The 22,852-nt window shown below is 67.4% G+C and carries 18 protein-coding genes; 8 read left to right on the top strand and 10 right to left on the bottom strand.

Going from position 1 to position 22,852, the window contains the following annotated elements; translation table 11 throughout:
- Positions 1-5: 5 nt before the first annotated feature.
- On the bottom strand, positions 6-641 hold the full coding sequence (locus tag QM619_RS08570; protein WP_415106825.1) for a 50S ribosomal protein L25/general stress protein Ctc: 636 nt from the start codon (positions 639-641) through the stop codon (positions 6-8).
- A 169-nt stretch (positions 642-810) separates the two neighbouring features.
- Positions 811-1,767: a family 43 glycosylhydrolase gene (locus QM619_RS08565; RefSeq protein ID WP_415106822.1), complete on the bottom strand. Its 957-nt coding sequence runs from the start codon at positions 1,765-1,767 to the stop codon at positions 811-813.
- Between the two features lie 196 nt (positions 1,768-1,963).
- On the opposite strand from QM619_RS08565, the gene QM619_RS08560 reads away from it, so the two are divergent.
- Positions 1,964-2,980 carry a LacI family DNA-binding transcriptional regulator gene (locus QM619_RS08560; RefSeq protein WP_415106819.1) on the top strand — a complete coding sequence of 339 codons (1,017 nt, stop codon included), beginning with the start codon at positions 1,964-1,966 and terminating at the stop codon, positions 2,978-2,980.
- A gap of 18 nt (positions 2,981-2,998) precedes the next feature.
- On the opposite strand, the gene QM619_RS08555 is transcribed toward QM619_RS08560, so the two are convergent.
- The 4 genes from QM619_RS08555 to QM619_RS08540 all read right to left on the bottom strand — a co-directional run bounded on the left by QM619_RS08555 (position 2,999) and on the right by QM619_RS08540 (position 7,246).
- A complete protein-coding gene (locus QM619_RS08555; protein ID WP_415106966.1) occupies positions 2,999-3,940 on the bottom strand; it encodes a ribose-phosphate diphosphokinase in 942 nt (313 codons plus the stop codon).
- Between the two features lie 32 nt (positions 3,941-3,972).
- On the bottom strand, positions 3,973-5,382 hold the full coding sequence (gene glmU / locus QM619_RS08550; protein WP_415106964.1) for a bifunctional UDP-N-acetylglucosamine diphosphorylase/glucosamine-1-phosphate N-acetyltransferase GlmU: 1,410 nt from the start codon (positions 5,380-5,382) through the stop codon (positions 3,973-3,975).
- 206 nt (positions 5,383-5,588) lie between these two features.
- The gene (locus QM619_RS08545; protein ID WP_415106816.1) at positions 5,589-6,803 is read right to left on the bottom strand and encodes an MFS transporter; all 1,215 of its coding nucleotides are present in this window, start codon (positions 6,801-6,803) and stop codon (positions 5,589-5,591) included.
- Between the two features lie 5 nt (positions 6,804-6,808).
- Complete coding sequence (locus QM619_RS08540; RefSeq protein WP_415106813.1) at positions 6,809-7,246, bottom strand: MarR family winged helix-turn-helix transcriptional regulator; 438 nt, start codon at positions 7,244-7,246, stop codon at positions 6,809-6,811.
- Between the two features lie 257 nt (positions 7,247-7,503).
- On the opposite strand from QM619_RS08540, the gene QM619_RS08535 reads away from it, so the two are divergent.
- The 3 genes from QM619_RS08535 (at position 7,504) to QM619_RS08525 (ending at position 12,281) form a co-directional block, all read left to right on the top strand.
- Entirely contained in the window at positions 7,504-8,784 is a 1,281-nt protein-coding gene (locus tag QM619_RS08535) for an oligosaccharide MFS transporter (RefSeq protein ID WP_415106810.1), read from the top strand.
- Between the two features lie 234 nt (positions 8,785-9,018).
- Positions 9,019-11,199, top strand: a complete 2,181-nt coding sequence (locus QM619_RS08530) for a glycosyltransferase (protein ID WP_415106807.1) — start codon at positions 9,019-9,021, stop codon at positions 11,197-11,199.
- Entirely contained in the window at positions 11,196-12,281 is a 1,086-nt protein-coding gene (locus QM619_RS08525; RefSeq protein ID WP_415106804.1) for a cellulase family glycosylhydrolase, read from the top strand. The genes QM619_RS08530 and QM619_RS08525 overlap by 4 nt, the downstream gene beginning before the upstream one ends.
- 23 nt (positions 12,282-12,304) lie before the next feature.
- Here the strand turns inward: QM619_RS08525 and QM619_RS08520 are convergent, their stop codons facing one another.
- A complete protein-coding gene (locus QM619_RS08520; RefSeq protein ID WP_415106801.1) occupies positions 12,305-12,868 on the bottom strand; it encodes an acyltransferase in 564 nt (187 codons plus the stop codon).
- A 344-nt stretch (positions 12,869-13,212) separates the two neighbouring features.
- Here QM619_RS08520 and QM619_RS08515 point away from each other — a divergent pair, with 344 nt between their 5' ends.
- The 4 genes from QM619_RS08515 to QM619_RS08500 all read left to right on the top strand — a co-directional run bounded on the left by QM619_RS08515 (position 13,213) and on the right by QM619_RS08500 (position 18,697).
- Positions 13,213-14,196, top strand: a complete 984-nt coding sequence (locus tag QM619_RS08515; RefSeq protein WP_415106799.1) for a glycosyltransferase — start codon at positions 13,213-13,215, stop codon at positions 14,194-14,196.
- 281 nt (positions 14,197-14,477) lie between these two features.
- Positions 14,478-15,272, top strand: a complete 795-nt coding sequence (locus QM619_RS08510; RefSeq protein ID WP_415106796.1) for a hypothetical protein — start codon at positions 14,478-14,480, stop codon at positions 15,270-15,272.
- Between the two features lie 29 nt (positions 15,273-15,301).
- Entirely contained in the window at positions 15,302-16,633 is a 1,332-nt protein-coding gene (locus QM619_RS08505) for an O-antigen ligase family protein (RefSeq protein WP_415106793.1), read from the top strand.
- A 639-nt stretch (positions 16,634-17,272) separates the two neighbouring features.
- Positions 17,273-18,697 carry a LamG domain-containing protein gene (locus QM619_RS08500; protein ID WP_415106790.1) on the top strand — a complete coding sequence of 475 codons (1,425 nt, stop codon included), beginning with the start codon at positions 17,273-17,275 and terminating at the stop codon, positions 18,695-18,697.
- Between the two features lie 113 nt (positions 18,698-18,810).
- Here QM619_RS08500 and QM619_RS08495 read toward each other — a convergent pair whose 3' ends face one another.
- The 3 genes from QM619_RS08495 to QM619_RS08485 are packed head-to-tail and all read right to left on the bottom strand — an operon-like array spanning position 18,811 to position 22,523.
- Entirely contained in the window at positions 18,811-19,905 is a 1,095-nt protein-coding gene (locus QM619_RS08495) for a polysaccharide pyruvyl transferase family protein (protein ID WP_415106787.1), read from the bottom strand.
- Between the two features lie 3 nt (positions 19,906-19,908).
- Positions 19,909-21,549, bottom strand: coding sequence for a lipopolysaccharide biosynthesis protein (locus QM619_RS08490; protein WP_415106784.1), 1,641 nt, complete (start codon positions 21,547-21,549; stop codon positions 19,909-19,911).
- The gene (locus QM619_RS08485; RefSeq protein ID WP_415106781.1) at positions 21,546-22,523 is read right to left on the bottom strand and encodes a glycosyltransferase family 2 protein; all 978 of its coding nucleotides are present in this window, start codon (positions 22,521-22,523) and stop codon (positions 21,546-21,548) included. The genes QM619_RS08490 and QM619_RS08485 overlap by 4 nt, the downstream gene beginning before the upstream one ends.
- Between the last annotated feature and the right edge of the window lie 329 nt (positions 22,524-22,852).

Below are 22,852 nucleotides of genomic sequence, written 5' to 3'. Positions count from 1 at the left end.
GGGTGTTACTCGCCGTCGGCGGCAGCTTCCGCCGGTGCGGACTCGCCGTCGCCGGCCTCGGCCACGGACGCGTCCAGCTCGGCATCGATCTGCGCCTGGGTCTTGGCGGCGGCGATGCTCAGGATCAGGTCGTCGGGCTCACCGGGGAACACCGCGCCCTCGGGCAGGTTCAGGTCCTTGGCGGCGATCGAGTCGCCGATCTCCAGGCTGGTCACGTCGATCTCGACGGCGGCCGGAATGTGAGTGGCCTCGGCTTCCAGGGTGATCGTCTGCTGATCCATCACCACGATGCGGTCGGGACGGTCGTCGGCGCCGAGCACCACCAGCGGCACCTCGACGGACACCTTCTCGCCCCGCTTCACGATCAGCAGGTCGACATGCTCGATGCTGCCCTTGACCGGGTTGCGCTGCACCTGCTTCGGCAGTGCCAGCTGCGGGGCGGCACCGTCGATGCTGATCGCCAGCAGCGCGTTCGCGACGCGCAGGGCCAGCAGGGTCTCGTGGCCCGGCAGCGACACGTGCACCGGATCGGCGCCGTGGCCGTAGAGCACGGCCGGGACCTGGCCGGCGCGGCGCGCACGGCGGGCGGCACCCTTACCGAATTCGGTCCGGGCGATCGCGGGAATCTTGACTTCAGCCATGGATGGCCACTCCTCTTTACCTCGTCTGCAACTCGAAAAACTCGGACGAGGGAGGGCGCGCACATCGCGCACACCTTGTCGATCACGGGCCCTGGGCCCCTCGCCGAGGCAACCTGGCGATCCTACCGCGGTGGACCTAGCGGCACGAAATCGGTCACGGACGACGGACTCAGTTCGCGTCGTCCAACAGGACCACGCGGCCGTCCCGGACGCCGACCGGGATCGGGTCGATGATTCCGCTCAGGAAGTCGCCGTCCGGCCCGTCGTGGCGGAAGGCCAGGAACATCTGCTGCCCGGACCGGTCGGCGAGGATGCGTCCGACGTAGTGGCGCCGGTCGGCGAGCAACTGGGCGCCGGCGATGTCGTAGGGACCGAGCGGTCCGGCGGACGGCGCCAGCCAGACTCCGCCCGGCGTGCCGGTCGCCCGCCGGGCGTCCGACACATGCGTGTCGAGGCAGTTGAACAGCAGGTAGTTGCGTCCCTCGATCACCACCGGGACGGGCACTTCGAGCTGGCCGAAACCCTGGCCGGGCTCGGACAGCGGCGGCTGCGGCGTCCAGGTGCGCAGGTCCGGCGAGGTGGCATGCCCCACCACGCCGCGCTCGTCGGCCGGGCCATGGTTGGCCCGCGCCGTGATCAGCAGGTGCCAGCCATCGCCGTCCGGGTCGCGGAGCAGGTACGGGTCGCGAAACGCCTCGTCGCTCCACAGGCCGTCGGAGAGCCGTTCATACCAGCGCGGATCGGCCCTGAGCACGGGTCCGGGCGCCTTCGTCCAGTCGTACAGGTCGGACGAGGTGGCGTACGAGATGGTCTGCACGTTCGACCCGTCGGGGGCCGCGGTCGCCGAGGTGTAGAACATGTACCACTGCCCGTCCGGACCCTTGGCCACCGAGCCGGTCCAGGTGGCCAGGTCGTCCGCGGCCGGCGGGTCCGAGCGGACCAGGGCGTCCGTCACCCGCGTCCAATCGGTCAGGTCATCGGAGAGCGCATGGCCCACCGACGCGCGGTAGTGCCGTGCCTCGGGATCCTTCAACGCACGTGAGGCGTAGAGGAAGAACAGGTGATACCGGACCCCGTCGTCCACGATCCAGAAGTCCCAGACCCAGGCCTCGGGAAGAACGAACATGACGATCAGCGCTTCCTAAAAGGGGAAATCGAACCGAACCCGGCTCGAACGGTGCTAAACGCATTTAGCTATTCGAATCTACCATCGCCCGACCGGCCCGGACAAGCGTCCGGACGGCTGTGGCCGGCAGCGAACCGCCCAATCCCGGAACGGGCATGGAAGACTGAGGGACGGGATTCGAGGAGGCATACCTGCTGTGACGAGGCGCGTGACGTTGGCCGACGTGGCCGCCCTGGCTGGGGTGTCCCAGACGGCCGCCAGCCTGGTGCTGAACAACCGTCCGGGGAGCCGGCTCTCGGCCCAGGCCGCCGGACGGATCCGCGCCGCGGCAGAGCAGCTCGAATACCGGCCGAATCCGGCGGCCCGCAGCCTGCGCAACGGGAAAACCCACATGGTGGCCTTCGTGTCCGACGACGTCACCGTCACCCGGTACGCCTCGGCGATGATTCGCGGCCTGCTGGACGTCGCCGAAGACTACGGTCGCACCGTCCTGATCGCCGAGACCGGAAGCAATCCGCGCCGGGTCGACGACGCCATCCGCACCATTCTCGACCGGCAACCCGACGCGCTGCTGTTCGGCCGGATGAGCGCCCGCGAGCTCGACGTCCCCCGGCTGCCCACCGACATGCCGGTCGCCCTGATCAACGCCACCAGCCCGAACGGCCACCCGAGCGTGCTTCCGGCCGAGTTCGACGCGGGACGACAGGTGGCGCGGACGCTGCTGGAGGCCGGGCACCGCGATATCGCGGTGATCGGGGTCGACCGGGAGGCCGCCGCCGACCCGCAGACGTCGGTCACCATCACCGCCCGCTACGACGGGGTCTTCGCCGCGTTCGACGCGTTCGACGTCGGCCCGAGCTGGGTCTATCCGAGCCTGCGCTGGGAGCCGGCCACCGGCTACCAGGCGATGCGCGAACTGCTGGCCAGCGACGTCCGGCCGACCGGCCTGATCTGCCTCAACGACCGGCTGACCTTCGGCGCCTACCAGGCTCTGGCCGAGGCCGGCATTCGCATTCCCGACGATCTGTCGGTGGTCTCCTTCGACGACGAGGACGTGGCCGGCTACCTACGGCCGGGGTTGACCACCGCCGCCATCCCCTACGAAGAGATGGGACGCCGGGCGATGACGATGCTGCTATCCGGCGGCGAGCCCGGCCATCAACTCGTTCCGATGCCGCTGCGGGTCCGGGAATCCGTGCGGCAGCTCGACTGACCCGGAACCTGCCGCGTCCTACTCGACGCCGTCGAACAGCGAGGTCACCGAGCCGTCCACAAAGACCTCCTGGATGGCCTTGGCCAGCAGCGGGGCGATGGAGAGCACGGTCAGCTTCGGAATGTGCAGATCGTCGCGGATCGGCAACGTGTTGGTGACGATGACCTCTTCGAAGGCGGACGCGTTGAGCCGCTGCGCGGCCGGCCCGGACAGGATCGGGTGGGTGGCCGCCGCGATCACCTGGGCGGCACCGTGATCGCGCAGCGCCGCCGCGGCCTGACAGATGGTGCCGGCGGTGTCGATCATGTCGTCCACCAGCAGACAGACCCGGCCGCGGACGTCGCCGACCACCTCGCCGACCGCCACCTCATTGGCCTTGTTCGGGTCGCGCCGCTTGTGGATGATGGCCAGCGGCAGACCCAGCCGGTCGGACCAGTTGTCGGCCAGCTTGACCCGTCCGGCGTCCGGGGAGACCACCGTCATGTTGTCCAGCGGGTAGTTCGCGGCCACGTAGTCGGCCAGCACCGGAATGCTGAACAGGTGGTCGACCGGCCCGTCGAAGAAGCCCTGAATCTGCGAGGCGTGCAGATCGACGCTCATCAGCCGGTTGGCGCCGGCCGTCTTGTATAGATCGGCGATCAACCGGGCCGAGATCGGCTCGCGTCCGGCGTGCTTCTTGTCCTGCCGTCCATAGGGGTAGAACGGCGACACCACGGTGATCCGCTTGGCCGAGGCCCGCTTAAGGGCGTCGATCATGATCAGCTGTTCCATCAGCCATTCGTTGACCGGTGCCGGGTGGCTCTGGATGACGAAGGCGTCCGCGCCGCGCACCGACTCTTCGAAGCGCACGTAGATCTCCGAGTTGGCGTAGGTCACCTGCCGGGTGGGCACCAACTCGACGCCGAGCAGCTCGGCGACCTCTTCGGCCAGCTCCGGATAGGCCCGGCCGGTGCACAGCATCAGGTGCTTCTCGGTGGGCCGCTTGATCCCACTCACTGGGCGTCCTCCTGCGCGGCGCGCAACGCGGCCTCGGCGGCCGCGGCCGTCCGGGTTCCCGGACGCTTGCGCACCACCCAGCCTCGGATGCTGCGTTGTTGCCCTCGCGCCACCGCCAGCTCGCCGGGACCGACCGCCGAGGTGATCGTCGAACCGGCGGCCACGTAGGCGCCGTCGGCGATCTCGACCGGGGCGACCAGCACCGAGTCGCTGCCCACGAAGGAGCCCTTGCCGACCGTGGTGTGCGATTTGTGGACGCCGTCGTAGTTGGCGAAGATCGTGCCGGCGCCGATGTTGGCGCCCTCGCCGACGGTGGCGTCGCCGCAGTAGCTCAGGTGCGGCACCTTGGCGCCGTCACCGATCTGTGCGTTCTTGGTCTCCACGAAGGCGCCGATCTTGCCCTTCGCGCCGAGCTGGGTTCCCGGCCGCAGGTAGGAGAACGGGCCGACCTCGGCTCCAGCCCCGATCACCGCCAGGGTGCCGTGGGTGCGGACGATGTGGGCGCCCTCGCCGACCTCGACGTCGACCAGGGTGGTGTCCGGGCCGATCACCGCCCCGGTCGCCACCGATGTCGCGCCCTCCAGCGAGGTGCCGGGCAGCAGCGTGACGTCGGCGGCCAGGTCGACCGTGTCGTGCACCCAGGTGGTGGCCGGGTCGAGAACGGTGACACCGGCGGCCATCCAGCTGCGCAGGATGCGGCGGTTCAGTTCAGCGCTCAGCGTGGCCAGCTGAATGCGGTCGTTGACCCCCTCGGCCTGCAGCGAATCGGCCAGCACCGTCCCGCCCACCCGGCCGCCCTGGTTGCGGGCGAAGGCGATCACGTCGGTCAGATACAGCTCGCCCTGGGCGTTGTCGGTGCCCAGGGCGGCGATGCCGGCGCGCAGCATCGCGGCGTCGAAGACGTAGATGCCGGCGTTGATCTCGGTGATCTGCCGCTCGTCGTCGCTGGCGTCGCGTTGCTCGACGATCCGGGCCACCTCGCCGCCCTCACGGACGATCCGGCCGTAGCCGGTCGGATCGGGGACGATGGTGGTCAGCACGGTCACGGCGTTGCCCCCGTCACGGTGGGCGGCGAGCAACTCGTGCAGCGTCTCGCCGGTCAGCAACGGGACGTCGCCGCTGGTCACCACCACTTCGCCGGTCAGATCGCCGAGCACCGACAGCCCGGAGCGGACGGCGTCCCCGGTTCCCCGAGGCTGCTCCTGGACGGCGGTGACGACCTGCGGCGCGATCTCCTCCAGATGGGCCTGGACCTGGTCGCGTTGGTGTCCGATCACCACCACCAGGTTCTCCGGCTCGAGCGCGCTCGCGGCTTCCACGGCGTAGCTGAGCATCGATCGTCCGGCCAGCGGGTGTAGCACCTTCGCGGTGGCGGACTTCATCCGAGTGCCCGCGCCGGCCGCCATGATGACGACAGCGGCCACGCCCACACGGTCTGCGTTGGACACGAATTCTCCCTGAGGTCGCGAGTCGCGTGGGCTGCCGGACCGGTGACTCGCAGCACGGCACGTCCCGACGCATTCCAGGCGTCAGCCTAATGGACATCCCGATGGCCGAAGCACCACGAGCGGACGCCGGTCAGTGCCGGACGCCGGTCAGTGCCGGACGCCGGTCAGGCGTCGCCGAGGGTCACCGCCTCGGCCTCGGTCACCGAGTTCACCGGTTCGGCGCCGTGCGCCGGCTGTTCGTCGATACTGCGGATCCGGTCCCGTGCCAGGGTCAGGACGCCGATCGCGGCGACCACAGCGACGGCACCGACCCAGAACGGCAGGTGGATCGAGTATTCGCCGATCACCCCGGCCAGCCACGGCGCCACCGCCCCGCCGGTGAACCGGACGAAGCTGTAGGCGGCCGAGGCGGTGCTGCGCTCGGCGTCGGAGACCTTCATCACGGCTTCGGTGATCAGGGTGTTGTTGACCCCCAGGAAGGCGCCGGCGAGCACGACTCCGATGGCCAGCACCGCCTTGTTCTCGGCGAACAGCGCCATCGTGGCCAGCACCAGGGCGAAGCCGGTGAGTGCCCCGACGATGCCGCCGAAGGTACCGATCCGGCGCTGCACCCAGGGCGCCAGGAAGACCGACGCGACGGCGAGCAGAATGCCCCAGCCGAAGAAGATCAGACCGATCTCCAGCGCACCCATCGCCAGCGGGAACGGGGTGAAGGCGAGCAGGGTGAAGAAGCCGAAGTTGTACAGCAGCGCGGTAACGCCGACGGTCAGCAGGCCGCGGTCGCGCAGCGCCAGCAGGGGCGCCGCCAGCGAGGTCGCCTGCCCGGACGGCCGTTCTGCAGGAAGGCTGACCCAGGTCGCGATCAGCGCGATCGCCATCAGCACGGCGACCCCGAAGAACGGCAGTCGCCAAGACACGCTGCCCAGCCAACCGCCGAGCAGCGGTCCGGCGGCAATGCCGACGCCGAGCGCGGCCTCGTAGAGGATGATCGCCTGTCCCACCGAACCGGTGGCGGCCCGGACGATGGTGGCCAGCGCGGTCGCGATGAACAGCGCGTTGCCGAGGCCCCACAAGGCCCGGAAGGCCACGATGCCGGCAACGCCGGCCTGCATGCCGGCCGCCGCGGAGCCCGCGATGATCAGGGCGAGGCCGAGCAGCAGCGTCCATTTGGCGCCGATCCGGCTGCTCACCCAGCCGGTGCCGAGCATCGCGACGCCCATCACCGCCATGTAGCTGGTGAACAGTAGCGAGACCTCGGAGGGTCCCGCGCCGAGCTCGTCCGCGATCGGCTTCAGGATGGGGTCGACCAGGCCGATCCCCATGAACGAGATCACACAGGCGAATGCGACGGACCATACGGTCCGCGACTGACGCAGCATCGGCGTCATTCCTTTCCGGTCACCCCGCGGGTGGCCTGCAACAGTTGATCGAGCAATTCGACGGCGCCCCTGACCCGTTCGTCGGGCAGGCCGGCCTCCGCCAGCAGCCCCGCGAGCGCTTCCCCACGAGCCCGGCGCGCCTCGGCCAGGGCCTCGCGCCCGGCGTCGGTGACCGCCACCAGGGTGGCGCGGGCGTCCTGCGGGTCGACAGTGCGCTCCACCCAGCCCAGTTCGCACAGCCGCGCCGCCTGGCGGGTCACCGCGGGCTGGCTGGTGTGGTCGGCCTGGGCCAGGTCGCCGATCCGGATCGGGCCGAGGTCCTCGGCGAGAGCCAGCAGCCGGAAGACTCCCGACGGCGCGCCGAGGCCGGCCTGACTGCTGGCCCAGCGGGACAGCGCCGCCGCCGCCCGAAGCAGGTCGTCGGCGACGGACGGCGTATTCATGCCTCGGTTATATACCGTCTGCATGCATCCATCAACTTCAGTCGATCGGGGAGGCGCCCCACCCGCACCCGTCCGGCGACAGACCCAATCGGGCACAACCGGGCTCAGTCGGGCACGACCGAAGCCCTTGACGACCCGCGGCACCGTTGATAGCTTTCGCTTGCTAAACCGGTTCAGCGCTGAAGGTACACCGATTTAGCCACCCTGAGCTCGGTCGCCGACCGAGGTGACTTCGAAGACCAGAGGAGTTCTTTGTCATGCCGAAAATCGGGCATCTATTCAAGAACGGCGCCTATCTGCAGAGTTCGACCACGCTGTTCATCTTCTTCGCCTCGTGGGGCATCTGGTGGTCGTTCTTCTCGACCTGGCTCGACAAGAGCCTGGGGCTTACCGGCGCCCAGATCGGCACCGTCTACTCGGTGAACTCGTTCACCACCATCGCGGTGATGTTCCTCTACGGCATGGTCCAGGACCGGCTCGGCCTGAAGCGCCATCTGGTCATCTTGTCGTCGGCGGTGATGGCGAGCCTGGCACCGTTCGTGATCTTCGTCTACGAACCGCTGTTGAAGAACAACTTCGGCCTGGGCGTCACCGCCGGCGCCATCTACCTGCCGTTCGGCTACACCGCCGCGGTGGGACTGCTGGAAGCCTTCTCCGAGCGGATGAGCCGCACCTACGGCTTCGAGTACGGCCAGGCTCGCGGCTGGGGCTCGCTGGGCTACGGCGTGGCCGCCCCGGGCACCGGGTTCATCTTCACCATCAACCCGCAGATCAACTTCTACCTCGGCTCGCTCTTCGGCATCGTCTGCCTGCTGATCCAGATCTTCTGGAAGACCGACCACGTCCCGCTCGCACCCGGTCACGTAGCGCACCCGCACACTCCGGGCCTGCGCGAGATGGTCGCCGTCCTCAAGCTCAAGAACCTCTGGGTCGTGATCGGCTTCGTGATCTTCAGCTGGACGTTCTACAACCTCTACGACAACCAGATGTTCCCGAACTTCTACCGCGGCCTGTTCGAGAACGAGGACATCGGCCTGCACACCTACGGCATCTTGAACTCCGTCCAGGTGTTCGCCGAGGCCTGCTGCATGATGCTGGTGCCGATCATCATGCGGAAGGTCGGCGTCCGGACCACACTGATGCTGGGCGTCTCGGTAATGTGCCTGCGCATCCTCGGCTCGGCGGTGTTCACCGATCCGGTCATCGTCTCGATCGTGAAGATGTTCCACGCCATCGAGGTCCCGCTGTTCATCCTGGGCATCTTCCGCTACCTCACCCTGCACTTCAACGCAGCCCTGTCCGCCACCCTGTACCTGGTGGGCTTCGAGGTCTCGGCCCAGGTCGGCAACACGATCTTCGCCATCCCGTTCGGTGCCATCCGCGACGCGATCGGGTTCCAGCACACCTTCTTCGTGATCGCCGCAGTGGTGGCCTGTGCCGGCGTCTGGGGGTACTTCGCGATCAAGAAGGACGACCAGGACGTCGAGGGCGACCCCTTCGTCCGCGACTCCGAACGCAAGGCCGCAGAGGCCGCCTGAGCGGTTCGTCGCCGACCCCGAGCTAAGCAGAGCAGCGTCCCCACCGGGGGCGCTGCTCTTGCCTGTGCAGTCGACAGCGGTGGGCTCGACGATGCCGGCGTCCCCGAATAGCCAGGCTAGAATGCAAGTCTTGTTGCCCATCCCTGCACCGGCCCGCGCAGTACGCCGCCGATATCCTGTCTTTGGCGTTCCCGCGGATGCCACGCGGAGCACACCGAACCACCCGGAGGCCCCTTGAGACTCGCCAGCTTCATCGTTCCCGCACACAATGAGTCGACCGTGCTCCCGGCCACCCTGGACCGGATCGCCAGCGATCCGTTGGCTGCCTCCCTCGAGGTCGTGGTGGTGGCCAACGCCTGCACCGACTCGACCGCGGCGAAGGCGCTTGAGTTCGCCGATCGGCTGCCGGGACTGACTGTGATCGAGACGGAGATCCCCGGCAAGGCGAATGCCCTGAACCTCGGCGACCAGGCGGCCACCGCGTTTCCGCGGATCTTCCTCGACGCCGACATCGTCCTGGGCCCCGGCGCGCTGGAGGGGATGGTCTCGGCGCTGTCGATCGACGCGCCCGTGGTGGGTTCGCCGGCCATCCGCTTCGACCTGACCGGTGCCGATCGCTGGGTCCGCGACTACTACCGCGTCTTCGAGCGGCTGCCGTACCTGAGCGAGGGCCTGGTCGGTCTCGGCGTCTACGGCGTCTCGGAGCTCGGCCGGCGACGATTCGAGCGGTTCCCCGACCTGATGGCGGACGACCTGTACATCCAGCGTCTGTTCGAACCCGCGGAACGGATCCGGACGCCCGGCGAGTTCGTCGTACGGACGCCGCGCCGCTGGGCCGACCTGGTCCGGGTCCGCACCCGCGTGGATCGCGGCAATGCCCAGATCGCGGCGGCGGCCGACAGTCTGGAGGCCGGCCACGACTATGGGCGGACCTCCGCTTCGTCAGTGCGCAGCCTGGTCGACCTGGTCGCCGCCCGGCCGAAGCTTGCCCCGTCCGCGGTCGTCTACGTGGCCACCACCGTGACCGCGAAGATTCGCGCCCGGATGAGCGGCGATCACTGGGGCCGGGACGAGTCGAGCCGCGTGGCCCAGGAGGGAGCCGCCGATCCGGACCCCGAACCGACCGCACCGCCCCGATCTACAGCCGGGGCCGCCCACGAACCGGTGGCCTACCTGATCAGCCAATACCCCTTCGTCTCGCACACGTTCGTCGAGCGCGAGATCGAGGGACTACGGCGGTTGGGCACCCCAGTGCATTCGTTCAGTGTCCGATATCCGGGAGCACTGCTCAGCGAGACCATGCGGTCCGAGGCGGAGCGCACCCTCGTGTTGCAAGAGTCGGTGAGCGCGCTCGCCGGCGTTGGCCTGCGTGAGGCACTCGCCCATCCGACGGCCGTTCTCGGCGCGCTCGGACGCGCCGTCCGAACCGGTGAGGGGCGCGTCCGAAGCCGGGTGTGGCAGCTGTTCTACGCCGGTGAGGCGATGCGCTTGCTGGCAGAGATGCGCCGCTTGAACGTCCGCCACGTTCACGCCCACTTCGCCAACGTGAGCGCCGACATCGCTCGCGCGGCGGTCGCCTACGCCCGCGGCGTGGACCCGGACGGCGGGTGGCAATGGTCCTTCACTATGCATGGACCGACCGAGTTCGACGCGGTCGATCATTACGATCTAGCCGGCAAGGTCGCGGCTGCCGACGGCGTGGCCTGCGTCTCCGACTTCACTCGCAGCCAACTCATGCGGCTCAGCGATCCGGCCGATTGGGAGAAGCTGCAGGTCGTGCACATGAGTGTCGACACCGAGAAATTCGTGCCGCCCGCGGAACCGCGCCCGGTGGACGGCCCGCTGCGAATCCTTGATGTCGGCCGGCTGGTGCCGGAGAAGGGTGCATCGATCCTGCTCGATGCGGCCGCTCAACTCGCCGAGAGCGGCGTCGATTTTCAGGTGCGGCTGGTCGGCGGCGGGGAACTCGAAGCCGACCTGCGCCGCGCGATCGCGAAGCGTGGCCTCAGCAATCGGGTCACGCTGACCGGCCCGTTGGGTCAGGACGACATCCTCGCCGAGTACCATTGGGCCGACGTGTTCTGTCTGCCCAGCTTCCAGGAGGGCCTGCCGGTAGCCCTGATGGAGGCGATGGCGACCGGCCTGCCCGTGGTGACCACCCCGATCAGCGGAATCCCGGAGCTCGTCCGGGACGGCCACAACGGCCGCCTCGTCGCCCCGGGACGGGCCGATCTGCTGGCCGACACCCTGGCCCAGCTGGCATCGGACGCCGATATGCGGCATCGGCTGGGCGCCGCTGCTCGCGAAGACGTGGTGGCCGGCTTCGCCCTCGATGCCTGCGCCGCAGCACAACAACGGTTCCTCGATCAGATCGGACGCCACACTCCGACCCGATCGATCGGTCGACGCAGATGACACCGGTCCCGTCAACCGACCACACGATCCAGCGCCCCTTCGGCAGGCGGGCACTGCTCGCTGCCGGAATCGGCATCGCCACATCGCCGCTCATCGCGAGCTGTCAGGCACCCGCCCCTAACCGTTTCGAAGCGGTGGACGGCGTCATCCGCGGCCTCGACGGCAAGACCTTCACGCCACTCGGAGCAAACGTCGGCACCTTCAAGACCTTCGATTGGAAGGGCGACGCTCGCGGGCATGCCGCCGATGCCGTGGAATGGGGATGGAACACGATCCGGCTCAATGTCATGGTGACCGACGCGGCGAAGTGGTCGTACGTCGAGATGTACGGTCAGCCGGCACTTGTCGATCTGGTATCCGAGATAGTGGACGAGTACACGGCTGCCGGCCTAGTGGTGATCCTCGATGCCCACGACAACCCGCGGACCCAGGGCTACGACCAAGGCGCCATGGAAGAAGCAATCACCACCTGGTGGCGCGCGGCCGCCACTAGATTCCGCGACAACCCACGTGTGTGGTGTGGCCTGATCAACGAGCCGAACTACGCCAACGCCGAATGGGTGCGGATTATAGACACCTTGGCAACAGCGGTCCGCGACACCGGCAACGCCAACCCGATTCTCGTCGCCGCACCGTGCTGGGGCCAGGATGTCGGATACCAACAGCCGTACTTCACGGACACCAAATTCAGCTACGAGCCGGACATGGCCCCGACGATCAGCAAGCGACATGGAAACGTCATCCTGGAGCAGCACAACTACGGCGCCTTCGGCATGTACTCGAGTGCGGACAAGCTGGCCGGCTACGTCGCCAAGGTGCGCGACGCGGGCCTCACGCCGCTGATCGGAGAGTTCGGCTACACCATCGACCGATCAAGCACTTCAGGAAACTTCAACGCCAACTATGACGGCGCCCAAGCGGTCTTCGAGACGACCCGTCCGCTGGAGGTTGGGGCACTGTGGTGGCACGGGACCCACGGCGACAATTACTCACTCAAAGCGAGCGGCGCGGCCTTCTGGGACGGCGGCGCCGGCAACGGACTGTCCGAGGCAGGCACCAAGCTCTGGTCGCTGGCCCACTAGGAACCCCAACGGGGAGCCGGCGGCTACGGCTTTCGCTCTCCAACCTGACGTGCGGGCGATCCAGCGACGATCGCATTCTCCGGCACTACCCCGCGAACAACGGAGTTGGCCGCGACGACAGCACCGGAACCGATCCGGGCTCCGGCCACCACGACGCAGCCAGCACCGATCCACACGTCGTCGCCGATCTCGACCCCGGCACCCGACCAGTCTTGATCGACGATCGGCAGCCCGGCTCGAGTGCCATGGTTGCTGCCGACGATCGTCACCTGCTGCGCGAGCAGACACTTGACTCCGATGACGATCGGCGCCCCGGCCGATCGGATGTTCGCGAACTCGCCGACGTACGTATCGGCGCCGATTTCCAGCCGAGCGCCGGTGAGTCCGCCCCCATTCATGACCACGATGCTGCTCGGTCCGGCAATGCTGACTCGCTCGCCGAACTGGACACGAGAGGGGTCGCCCACGATGGTCACCCTGCGACTGATCGCCGAGGTCGGAGAGTCCAGTCGCACGGCGGTACGGGTGCGCAACGCCGTGATATCAGCCAACAGATCACGGGCGAGGGACTTCGCGAACCCGATCATCGAACGAGGAGTTGGTGCCACCGCACGGATGCTAGCAGCACACCTGCACCCGACGCCCTCCTTGCGGGGACGGGCCGGGCGGGGACGGGCCGGGCGGGGACGGGCCGGGCGGGGACGGGCCGGGCGGGGACGGGCCGGCGGGGACGGGCCACGTCCAGAGTGCGATACGGCCGTGACCGATTTGTGACCTACAACGCAATTGGGGCATACTAACGAGGGTAAGTATCCTCGGGGGAGGGCAACAACGGGGTCGCGCCCAGTCAAATGGGCGCGACCTCTGCATAGGCCATGAATGCGCGTGGTCCATTCCCCGTTCCGACCCCAGAACGAGAGGAACCCGCTCCATGAATGATCTTTACCCTCCAGTCGCACCGTCGTCGGCGAAGTCCTTATTGGTCTGCTCGACCGGTGGCCACCTGTCCGAATTGATCCGTCTTGAACAGCGTTTGGGCATCCATCCCGACTCGCTGTGGCTGACGTTCGACACGCCCCAGGCACGGCAGTTGCTGCGTGGACGGCGCGTTCATCACCTGCCGTACGTAGGCGCCCGCGACCTGAAGGGCACCTTGTCCACGGCTCCGGATGTGATCCGGATCCTGCGCTCCGAGCGTTTTGAGGTCGCACTCAGCACCGGGTCCGCAATCGCCGCGGCGGCGCTCCCGATCGCGGCCATGCACCGCATCCCGTCTGTGTTCGTCGAAAGCGTGTGCCGCGTACGCGGCCCCTCGACCACCGGCCGGATCCTGCAGCGGATCCCCGGAATCTCGTTGTACACACAGCATCCGGGCTGGGCCGGAGGACGGTGGAAGGCCTGCGAGTCGGTGTTCTCCGACGTCCGCAGCGAGCCGATCGGCGCCCCGGATCGCCCCGAGCGGATCTTCGTCACCTTGGGCACGTTCCGTGGGTACCGTTTCGACACTCTGGTCGATTCGGTCTTGGCGAGCGGATACGCGAACGAGAACACGATCTGGCAGTTGGGTGACACGGAGCGGAGCGATCGGCTTCCGGGAGAAGTCCACCAGTACATGTCGCCCAGCGAATTCACCGCGGCGGCGAAGGCGGCCGATGTGGTGGTGACTCATGCCGGCGTTGGAACGCTGCTCGAGATGCTCGCGATGGGCAAGTACCCAGTGTTGGCCACCCGCCGCGCCATTCGTAACGAACACGTCGACGATCATCAGACCGAGATCGCCGAATGGGTCAATCGCGCCGATCTCGGCATCGCCGTGGACGGCCCGGAAGTGACCGGCTCGGTCATCGAACGCGCTTCTCGGCGACGCATCCTAGACGGGGCCGCGTCGACGGACCATCCACAGTTCGCTCGGTAGTCCGCGGCGACAGGCAATCGAGCTAAGATCGCACAGTAAGCCGACCACACTCGCTGACCACCACCCCCGGCAGCCTGCGGACAGGCCAAGAACCCGCGCAATCATTCGCTACCCTCAGTGAGGCGTTTGAACCACGGGTTCTATCTTGTGTCCGGCCGCACGCCAATGTCTATTCGCCGAAAACATAGGGGGAAACGATGAGTAGCACCGAGTCTCGCGAGAGCGAACCATTCGCTCGAGCGGCGGGAGGGCCGCTGGACGCGTGGCGGCGGCATTGGCTGATGGGCACCGTCGTCGCGCTTGTCGGCGCGGCGATCGGCATAGGAATTGGATTCGCGTCCCCGGTCACCTACACCGCCGAATCGCGCGTGGCTGTCGGCGCGGGCGACCTCAGCGCAGGCGCCGTGGCAGGCTACCCGGTGGCCGCCGAGTCGCTTGCTTCCAACTACGCTCGTTATGTCAACGATCGCGGCGTGGCGCAGACCGACGTGCCAGAAGGTGTCACGCTCTCCGCCTCGCAGATCCCCGAATCGAATGTCATCCGCATTGAGGCTGCCTCTGCCGACCCTGAGGCGGCGACGTCCGCTGCGAACACAGCCGCCGACCAGCTGGTTTCCGTGGTGAACGACGGTGGCAGACAGACCACCGAGTCCGTGTTCGAGGAGTTCACCGAGGCGGCTTCGGACGACGCGAAAGCTCAGACCCGGCTCGCTGCCGCCGAGAACGATCTGAACGACCTGCTGCTGGACGAAGACAGCCCAAAGAGTGACATCCAGGACGCGCGGAGCGCGGTGACCAAAGCGACCGCAGCCGCCGCAAACACGGCCGCAAAGGCCGCGGCACTGCGCCAGAAGTACACCAACCTGGTCGACGGCAGCGCAGTCGCGGGCAATCTGCTGGTCATCCGGACGGCGGGCGACCCGACGTCCAACCAGATGAGCGCGATGTCACGGCTGGGGCTGCTCGGTCTGGTCGTCGGCGCGGCCGCTGGACTGGTGATCGCCTCCACACTCGAGCGCCGGGCCCACCCGGCCCCGCAGCCCCAGCGGCAGAAGGCGTCCGAGGCCGGACAGTGAGCGACGCATTGGCGTCCGCGCCAGGCAGGATGACCACAGCAGATGCGGCCCTGCCTGGCGTCGGGGGCCGCGAGCCCGCCTACGTGTGGCTCTTCCTCGCTGGACTGGTATTCACCATGTTCAACGGTCACAGCGCGGAGATGGGCCTGCCGATTCCTCCGGACCGCCCGCTGCTCGCTCTGGCCGCGTTGCTGTGGTTCCTGGAGCCGGCCCGCGAGCGACTTCGGGTGCGCGCGTTTTTCGCGATCGCCGCAGCCACCATCGTCTGGACCACGCTCTCCTGGATGTCGACCTGGCCAACGGCGGACAACAGTGCCTTCTTCGCCCTGCTTGACCGGATCATCGTCCCGTTGGCGATGTTCCCGCTGGGCGCCGTCATCTTCGCGACCGCTCACCGTCGCGAACTCCTGCTGCGGACTGTGGCGCTGATGGGCATCTACGTAGGATTCACGGGCTTGGCGGAGTACCTCGACCTCAGCGGGCTGCTGTACCCCCGGTACATCGCCACCGCGCTCAGCCTGACCCCCACCGCCCGCGTCGGCGGCCCCTGGCTCAGTCCCGAGCCCGTGGGAATGGTGTCGATTCTGGCGATCTGCATGTCCGGCCTGTTGGTCCACATCACCCGATCCCGCCTCTGGCGGGCGATCGGCGTGATCGGCGTGATCGGCGGCATGATCGGGACGGTGGTGTGCTTCACCCGGTCGACTTGGCTCGCCGCGGTCGTCGCCGGCCTGGCGGTGTCCCTGCTCGTCCCGCGCCTCAGGCGCCGGCTACCGGTGACACTGCTGGTCCTGGTGGCCGTGGCGGCGGCCCTGCTCTTCGTCCTTCCCGAAGTCCGCGACGAACTGGTCAGCCGCCTCCTCTACGGCCGGTCGGTCTTCGACCGGCAGAACACCAACGCAGCCGCACTGCGGATCATCGAACAGCTTCCGCTGTTCGGCATCGGATGGGGCCAGTTCCTCCAGGAGAACATCTTCTGGGTCCGGCAGGCCGACGACTACCCGGTTACCTCGGTGGTGATCGAGGTACACAACGTATTCCTCTCCCGCGCTGCGGAGACCGGTGTGCTCGGTGCGCTGCTCTGGGCGCTGTGCTTCGCCACCGGTCCGCTGCTCGGCCTGCTCGCGAAGCCCAATGCGGCCTGGTCTCGCCATTGGAAGCTCGTCGGTCTGGCCGCCTTCCTGGCCTGGGTGGTTCCCTCCATGACCAGCCCCAACCCCTATCTGACCCCCAACTATCTGGTCTGGCTGATCTGGGGCATCGCCGCCCGCGGAATCCTGATCGATCTGCCGCAGAGCTCCAGCGACGGCTCGACCGGCCTGCCAAGCCGACAAACCAATCGCACTGGCGAGCCGCATTGACAGGAGGGCGTTCAGCCCCCTACCCGAAGCGCAAGCGCTTCCTCATTCGAGCTCAAACGCCATCCCACCCGAACCGTTCCCGATGGAGCGGCAGGTTTCGACCTCCAACAGCCGGGCGAGCCGGCCCATCCGGCGTCGGCATGCCCACGCCCGAGCCCGCTCGAACCTGGGACGATTTCAGGAAATCCTCAGATTGTTTTAAGCTTTCCTGGCACGACCTTCCATACCGACGAACCGGGACCGCACCGGGTCACCCCTCACGATTGGATGTTCCACCCTATGCATTACCTCAGCCGAGCAGCACTCGCGGCGCTCAGCGCGACAGCCGTGCTAATGACCGTTCCGACGGCCGCCCAGGCCACGAGCAAGTCGGGAACCGACAGCCGACCCGTCTCCTCGCGGATCCTCTCGACGAGTTCGCCGTTCTACCAGACCCTGCCGGCCTCGACGCCGGCGGCGTCCGACTCCGCAACGATGGTGGCGAGCCTGAAGGCGCAGGCCCACAAGTACTACGGGACCTCCACCACCCCGAACATCGCGATCAACACGACCAAGTACTCCACGCCGCTGTACGTGGCCCGCAACTCGGACCCGGTCTACGACATCACGGCGTGGAGCTGCCAGAGTCACACGGCCAGCGTGGCCAAGTACCTGAACGCAACGTTGAAACAGGTCCACGTGCCCGCCGACATGCAACCCGATTCCTCGTCGGACGGCAGCGTGTCGATCTACAACCCGGACAGCAACGAGCTCGTCGAGCTGTGGAAGGCTCGTAAGTCGGGCAGCAGCTGGCAGGCGTGTTGGGGCGGCCGGATCACGAACGCCAACCAGTCCCTCGGAATCTTCAGTGGCACCTTCGGCGCGTCCGCCAGCGGCATGGCAGTGTGGCCCACGATGATCCGCCAGCAAGAGTTGTTGAACGGCCGCATCGACCATGTGGTCGGGCTGGCGATCCCCCAGACCAAGAAGGGCAGCTACTCCTGGCCGGCCGTCCGCGGCGATGGCTGGTTTGCCGGCACCGAGTTGTCTATCGGTCAGATGCTCCGACTGCCAGCCAGCCTCGACATCGACGCGATGAATCTATCCCCGGTGGCGAAGACCATCGCCAAGGCCGCGCAGCAGTACGGCATCATCATCACCGATACCTCGGGATCCGTTAGCTTCTCCGCCGAGAACCCCATCGCCCTGGCCACCGACAAGTACTCGACCATCTTCCGTGGACGTGCCGGCTGGGCAGAGATGGCCGGGGACAAGACCAAGGGCGAGGTGGCCTTCCCACTCGAGAAGCTGGTTGCCCTGCCGATGAACTACCGCGCGCCGGTCAGTTCGACCACGGCGACCGCGACCGCGACCGCGACCGCGACCGCGACCGCCGCATCGAGCACCGGCAACACCGCGTACCCGGCAGCGGTGAAGAACGCTAACCCGTGGTTGTACTGGCGGCTATCGGACACCAGTCGAACCACAGCCGCCGATGCCAGCGGCCATGGGAACACGGGCACCTTGCTCAACGTGATCACGGGACGAAGCGGCGCGATCGCGGGAGACAACGCCATCGGAACCTACGGCAACCGCAAGTCGTTCGCCGCGAGCGGCGGGACGACCCCCGCGAAGGCGTTCAGCGTCCAACTCTGGTTCAAGACCAACAGCACGGGCGGCGGCAAGCTCGCCGGCTTCGAAAACACGAAATCCGCCCTCGGCACGCGCTACGACCGCTCGCTCTACCTGACCAACAAGGGCAAGCTGATCTTCGGTACCAACCCCGGCACGATCTCCACGGTGAGCAGTTCCCGCTCGTACAACGACGACGCCTGGCACATGGTGACGGCAACGCAGAGTGCCGCAGGCACGCGTCTCTACGTGGACGGCGCGCTGGTGGCCAGCAGCGCGCAAACCGCCGCTCAGGCTGGTTCGGGTTACTGGCACCTCGGCGGGGGCAACATGAAGGGTTGGCCGAGCGCTCCGGGTAGCTACTTCGTCCGGGGCTCCCTGGACGAGTTCGCGGTCTACAACACGGCGCTCAGCGCCGCGACGATCGCCGCGCAGTACAAGGCCGCCGGCTGATCGACTCCCACCCACCGACCGAAGAGGGCTTCGGAATCGGACATCCGTTCCGATTCCGGAGCCCTTTTCAGCTGCGCTGGGGGTTGCCCACGGCACCCTCTCAGCGGTTCCTCTTAAGACGACAGCATCCGGTCGAGGACAGCGAAGTGCTCGTCGGCCCGCCGAGCCAGATCGCCCGGCGGACTCGCCTCGAGCGTGGTGGCGCGCCGGTACCGTTCGGCGCGGCTGGCGCCGACGAACTCCTCGATGCTCCAACCCAGGTCACCGAGGCCGAGGTCCCGCAGCACGTTGGCCACCTTGTCGCTGTACTCCACACAACTCACCCGACAGCCGAAAGCAAGCCCGAGCACCATTGCGTGAAAGCGCGTCGCGACGACCGCCTCCGCCTTCCGGAGCACAGTGAGCGCCGCGTCGATGTCGCCGCGGTAGAGGTATGTCGTGACAGACGCACGTGCTTCCTGAGCGATCAAGGAGTTGACCCGCTCGACGGCCGCTTCGTCACCCTCGGTGGCGCAGAAGCTCATCAGCGTGACATGGTGACCGTTCGCTGCCAGATCATCGACCAGTTCGGCCATGGCTCGCTCGTACCCGTGACGATGCTGGCTGAGCCCAGCGCGTCCGTCGAGATCGATCAGCGAGACGACGACGCCACCGCGCTCGGCCGCGTCGGGGGTGGAGGACATGGTGAATATCAGGTCGGGGGCCATCCGGATTCCCGGCACCGCGGCCAGCTGCGTCAGCGAGCTCTCGTCCCGCACCGTCACATCGCGGGCCTCGGAGAACAGCGCGACGTAGGTCTCCAAGAATTCCTGGGTCTGCCATGGGCCGAAGTTGCCGTTGATGAAGACAGCGCCACCGGGGCAGGCGAGCAGGGTTCGGTCCCGGTGTACGTTCTCCCGCCACTCGCCCTTCTCCATGTACAGCGAGCCACCCAGCCGGACGGCGTGCCGAGAGCGCCGGATGATCCACTCCCGGTACGTCTGGTTCAGCCTGAACGGAATCCGCAGCCGGCGCAGCACTCCATCGATGTACGGCACTCGCCGTATCCGTCGCACGTTCGGCAGCGGGAACGTCTCCGGCGTCGAATGATGCGCGATATAGCTGAACCGCACATGCGGGTAGCGCTGGGCAAGGACGAAGAACAACAGATCGTCACCCAGGTTCAGATAGTCGTAGAACTCGACGTAGACCTCGCGCGAGGCGTCCACTTGTCAGCGCCGTCCTTTCGATCGGACCTGTACGAACATGGAGCGCAACCGAGAGAAGCCCACGATATGGATGAGGTACAGCGCGAGGGCGGGTGCCGCGGCGGCTCCCATCGTGAGCAGGGCCAGGGCGCCATGCGGCACGATGCTTCCCACCACGTAGTGCGCGGTGGCCCAGCAGCATGCCGCAGCCAGGGCGCTCGCCGCCAGCACCGACAGCCAGGGCACCTCGCTCCACGGCGTCGGCAACGGTATCTCGACCCGCCGCTGGCCGACCCAGGTCAGGTAGCCGGCAGCGCAGATCGCTGCCGCCAGGGTTGCGCTGATCGTCCCCGCCACCCCGAACGAGAGAATCAGCGGGAACGTCAAAGACAGGTTCAGCACCATGTTGATCACGTCGTAGGAGAGCGTCAGCCCTGACCTGCCCAGTCCGTTCAGCCATAGCCGCTGGACCAGCATCGACAGCGATACGCCATAGGCGAGCAGGACGACCGCTGCCACCTGACCGGGCAGGTCGGTCCCGAGATTCAGCCAGACCGTCACGCCGAAGCCGGCCGCCGGAGCACCCACGGCGATCCAGCCAGCGATCAGCCGCACCCACAACCGCTGAATCTTGGCCACCTGGTCGACCGCGCCTGACGGCCCGTGCTGTCCGATTTCCCGGACAATATTGGCGTCCATCGGAACCATTCCGTTGAACGGAATTCCACGCATCGTATTCGCAAAACTGGCGCCCGTGCCGAAGGCTGTCATCTGCGGTGCCGCAAAGCGTCCGACGAAGAGCGAGTCGCCGTAATCGGCCAACAGCGTCAAGGTCCCCGAGATCTGAATCTTCCAAGAATAGCGGAAGAAGTCTTTGACCAGGCTGCCGGGGGCAAACCGGATCGCCCCCCGCTCCAGCCGCCCCAACGCGGTCGGCACCACCATCAAGGTCGGAAACACCTGCTGGGCGATGAACGCCCAAGCGATTCCGACCAATCCCAGTTGGAACTGCACCGCCAGGATCATGCCGGTGGCATAGGCGAAGAAGCCGAGGAGGTCGCCCAACGCGGTGAACCGGAACAGGTTCGCGGTGAGCAGCACCTGCGTGAAGATGCCGCGTACCTGAGCGAGCCCGGCCAGGACGATCATCACCCGCAGCAGGTAGACGGACCCGTCGAGGTCTTCTGCGGCACCTGGAAAGAACGACATGATCGCCGGCGCCGCGAACCACAGCAAGGTGCAGAGCACTGCTGAGGCCACCGAGGTGATGACGAACAGCGAGGTCAGCAGCGAGGTCATGCCGGCCCGGTCACCACGACCGGTCAGGATTCCGAAGTAGCGTCGCGCACCGCCGCCCACGCCGCCGTCCATGCTGGCGATGAACCGCTGGATCACCGCGATCAGCAGGAAGACGCCGTACAGCCCGATCCCGAACCCACGGATCAGGTAAGGGGTCAGCGCGAGATTGAAGACCAGCGGCGACATCTGGGCAAGCGCCTGCCAGCCGGCACCGCCGGCGAGCCGGCGAAAAAGGCCGGGCTCCGCCCGCTGCTGCTGGACGCTGCCGCCGGCTGAATCGGCGCTGCGCTCGGGGGACGCATCGGGTGCCCCATCCGCACGGTCCCCGGCCGCTTTCGGGTGCTGGGTGCTGCCGGCGCCGGTCACATCCGCTCCTTCGCCCACCGGCGAATCGGCATCCAATCGGGCAACAACTCCAGAACCGGTGCCGCCAAGCCGGTCGCCAGCGCCTTGCTCCGCAACCCGCGGTACTCCGGGAAGTCCGCAGCCGTGACCCGGAGCAGCGACGCGGCTTCGCGGAAGTCACCGGCGGCCCAGGCCTCCCTTGCCCGCTGCCGCTGCCGCGGCGGAGAGCCGTACGACGCACGGGCCGCCAACAAGGCCTGCTCTCGCTCGGTGAATGTGCTGGCGAAGCGCTTCGCGATCCCCGCGAACATCTCCTCCTCGGCGTCAATCATCGCGGCCGGGTCGGCCGACTGGCTGGCGCCCTGCTGGCGGTACATGGCGGCGGAGTCGGGCTGAAAGGCGACCCGCCAGCCGGAGAAGATCGCCCGCGCCCAATACTCCCAGTCTTCGCAGCGGTGCAACTCCTCGCTGAACGGGCCGATCTCGTCGGCCATCCGGCGCGGGAACACCGAGAAGATCGAGACGAAATTCACCTGGAGAATGGCCTCCCGCTGCCGTTCTGCGGGAAACTGGCCGAACGGGGACACCCCGTAATCCCTCAACCCGTGGTCGGTCAGCGCCGTGGCGGCGCAGGTCACCCAGGTGCGATCCGGGTGCCTCTCCAGCACCGCAAGCGCATCGGCCAGGTAGTTCGGCAGCCAGAAGTCATCGGAGTCGCACAGCGCGATGAGTTCGCCGGCAGCAGCCCGGATGCCCCGGTTGCGCGCGGCGTTCGGACCGGCATTCGCTTGCTGGAGCACGGCGACCCGGTCACCGAAACCGGTCGCGATGCGATACGTGTCGTCGGTCGACCCGTCGTCGACGACGATCAACTCCAGGTCGGAATAGCTCTGCGTGAGCACGCCGCTGATCGCTGCTCCGATACGTGCGCCCGCGTTGTACGTGGGCATGATGACGCTTACTCTGGGCAAGATTCCCCCTCCACCTGCCGTCACTCGAGATGGCCCGCTACACCCCCGCACGCGGCCACCCGGGCGATGTTATCAGGGCCCGCTTGTCTCCATTGAATCGGCCTCGCTGAGCGAAACCCCGGCCCCACTCGTCGTTCTGCGAATGCGTGGAACTTGCGCGGAATCGCGGAGGTGCCGCCAGCATTAGGGCGAACCGAAATCGGCGCCCATCGGAGCACTTCGGCATCCGCCCGTCAAGACAGCGATAGCATGTCACCGCCGTATGTCACGGTGCCTCTTGAGGGGAAGCGCGAATCGGTGGCCAGGTCACCGACGCCGACGCATCGCCCGGCCCTTTGGCGGCACCGGACCCC

The sequence above is a fragment of the Micropruina sp. genome, from assembly GCF_047606665.1.
In the GTDB taxonomy this organism is placed as follows: Bacteria; Actinomycetota; Actinomycetes; order Propionibacteriales; family Propionibacteriaceae; genus Micropruina.
The sequence above is the reverse complement of the archived record's forward strand: the minus strand, read 5'-3'. Positions and strand labels throughout refer to the sequence as shown.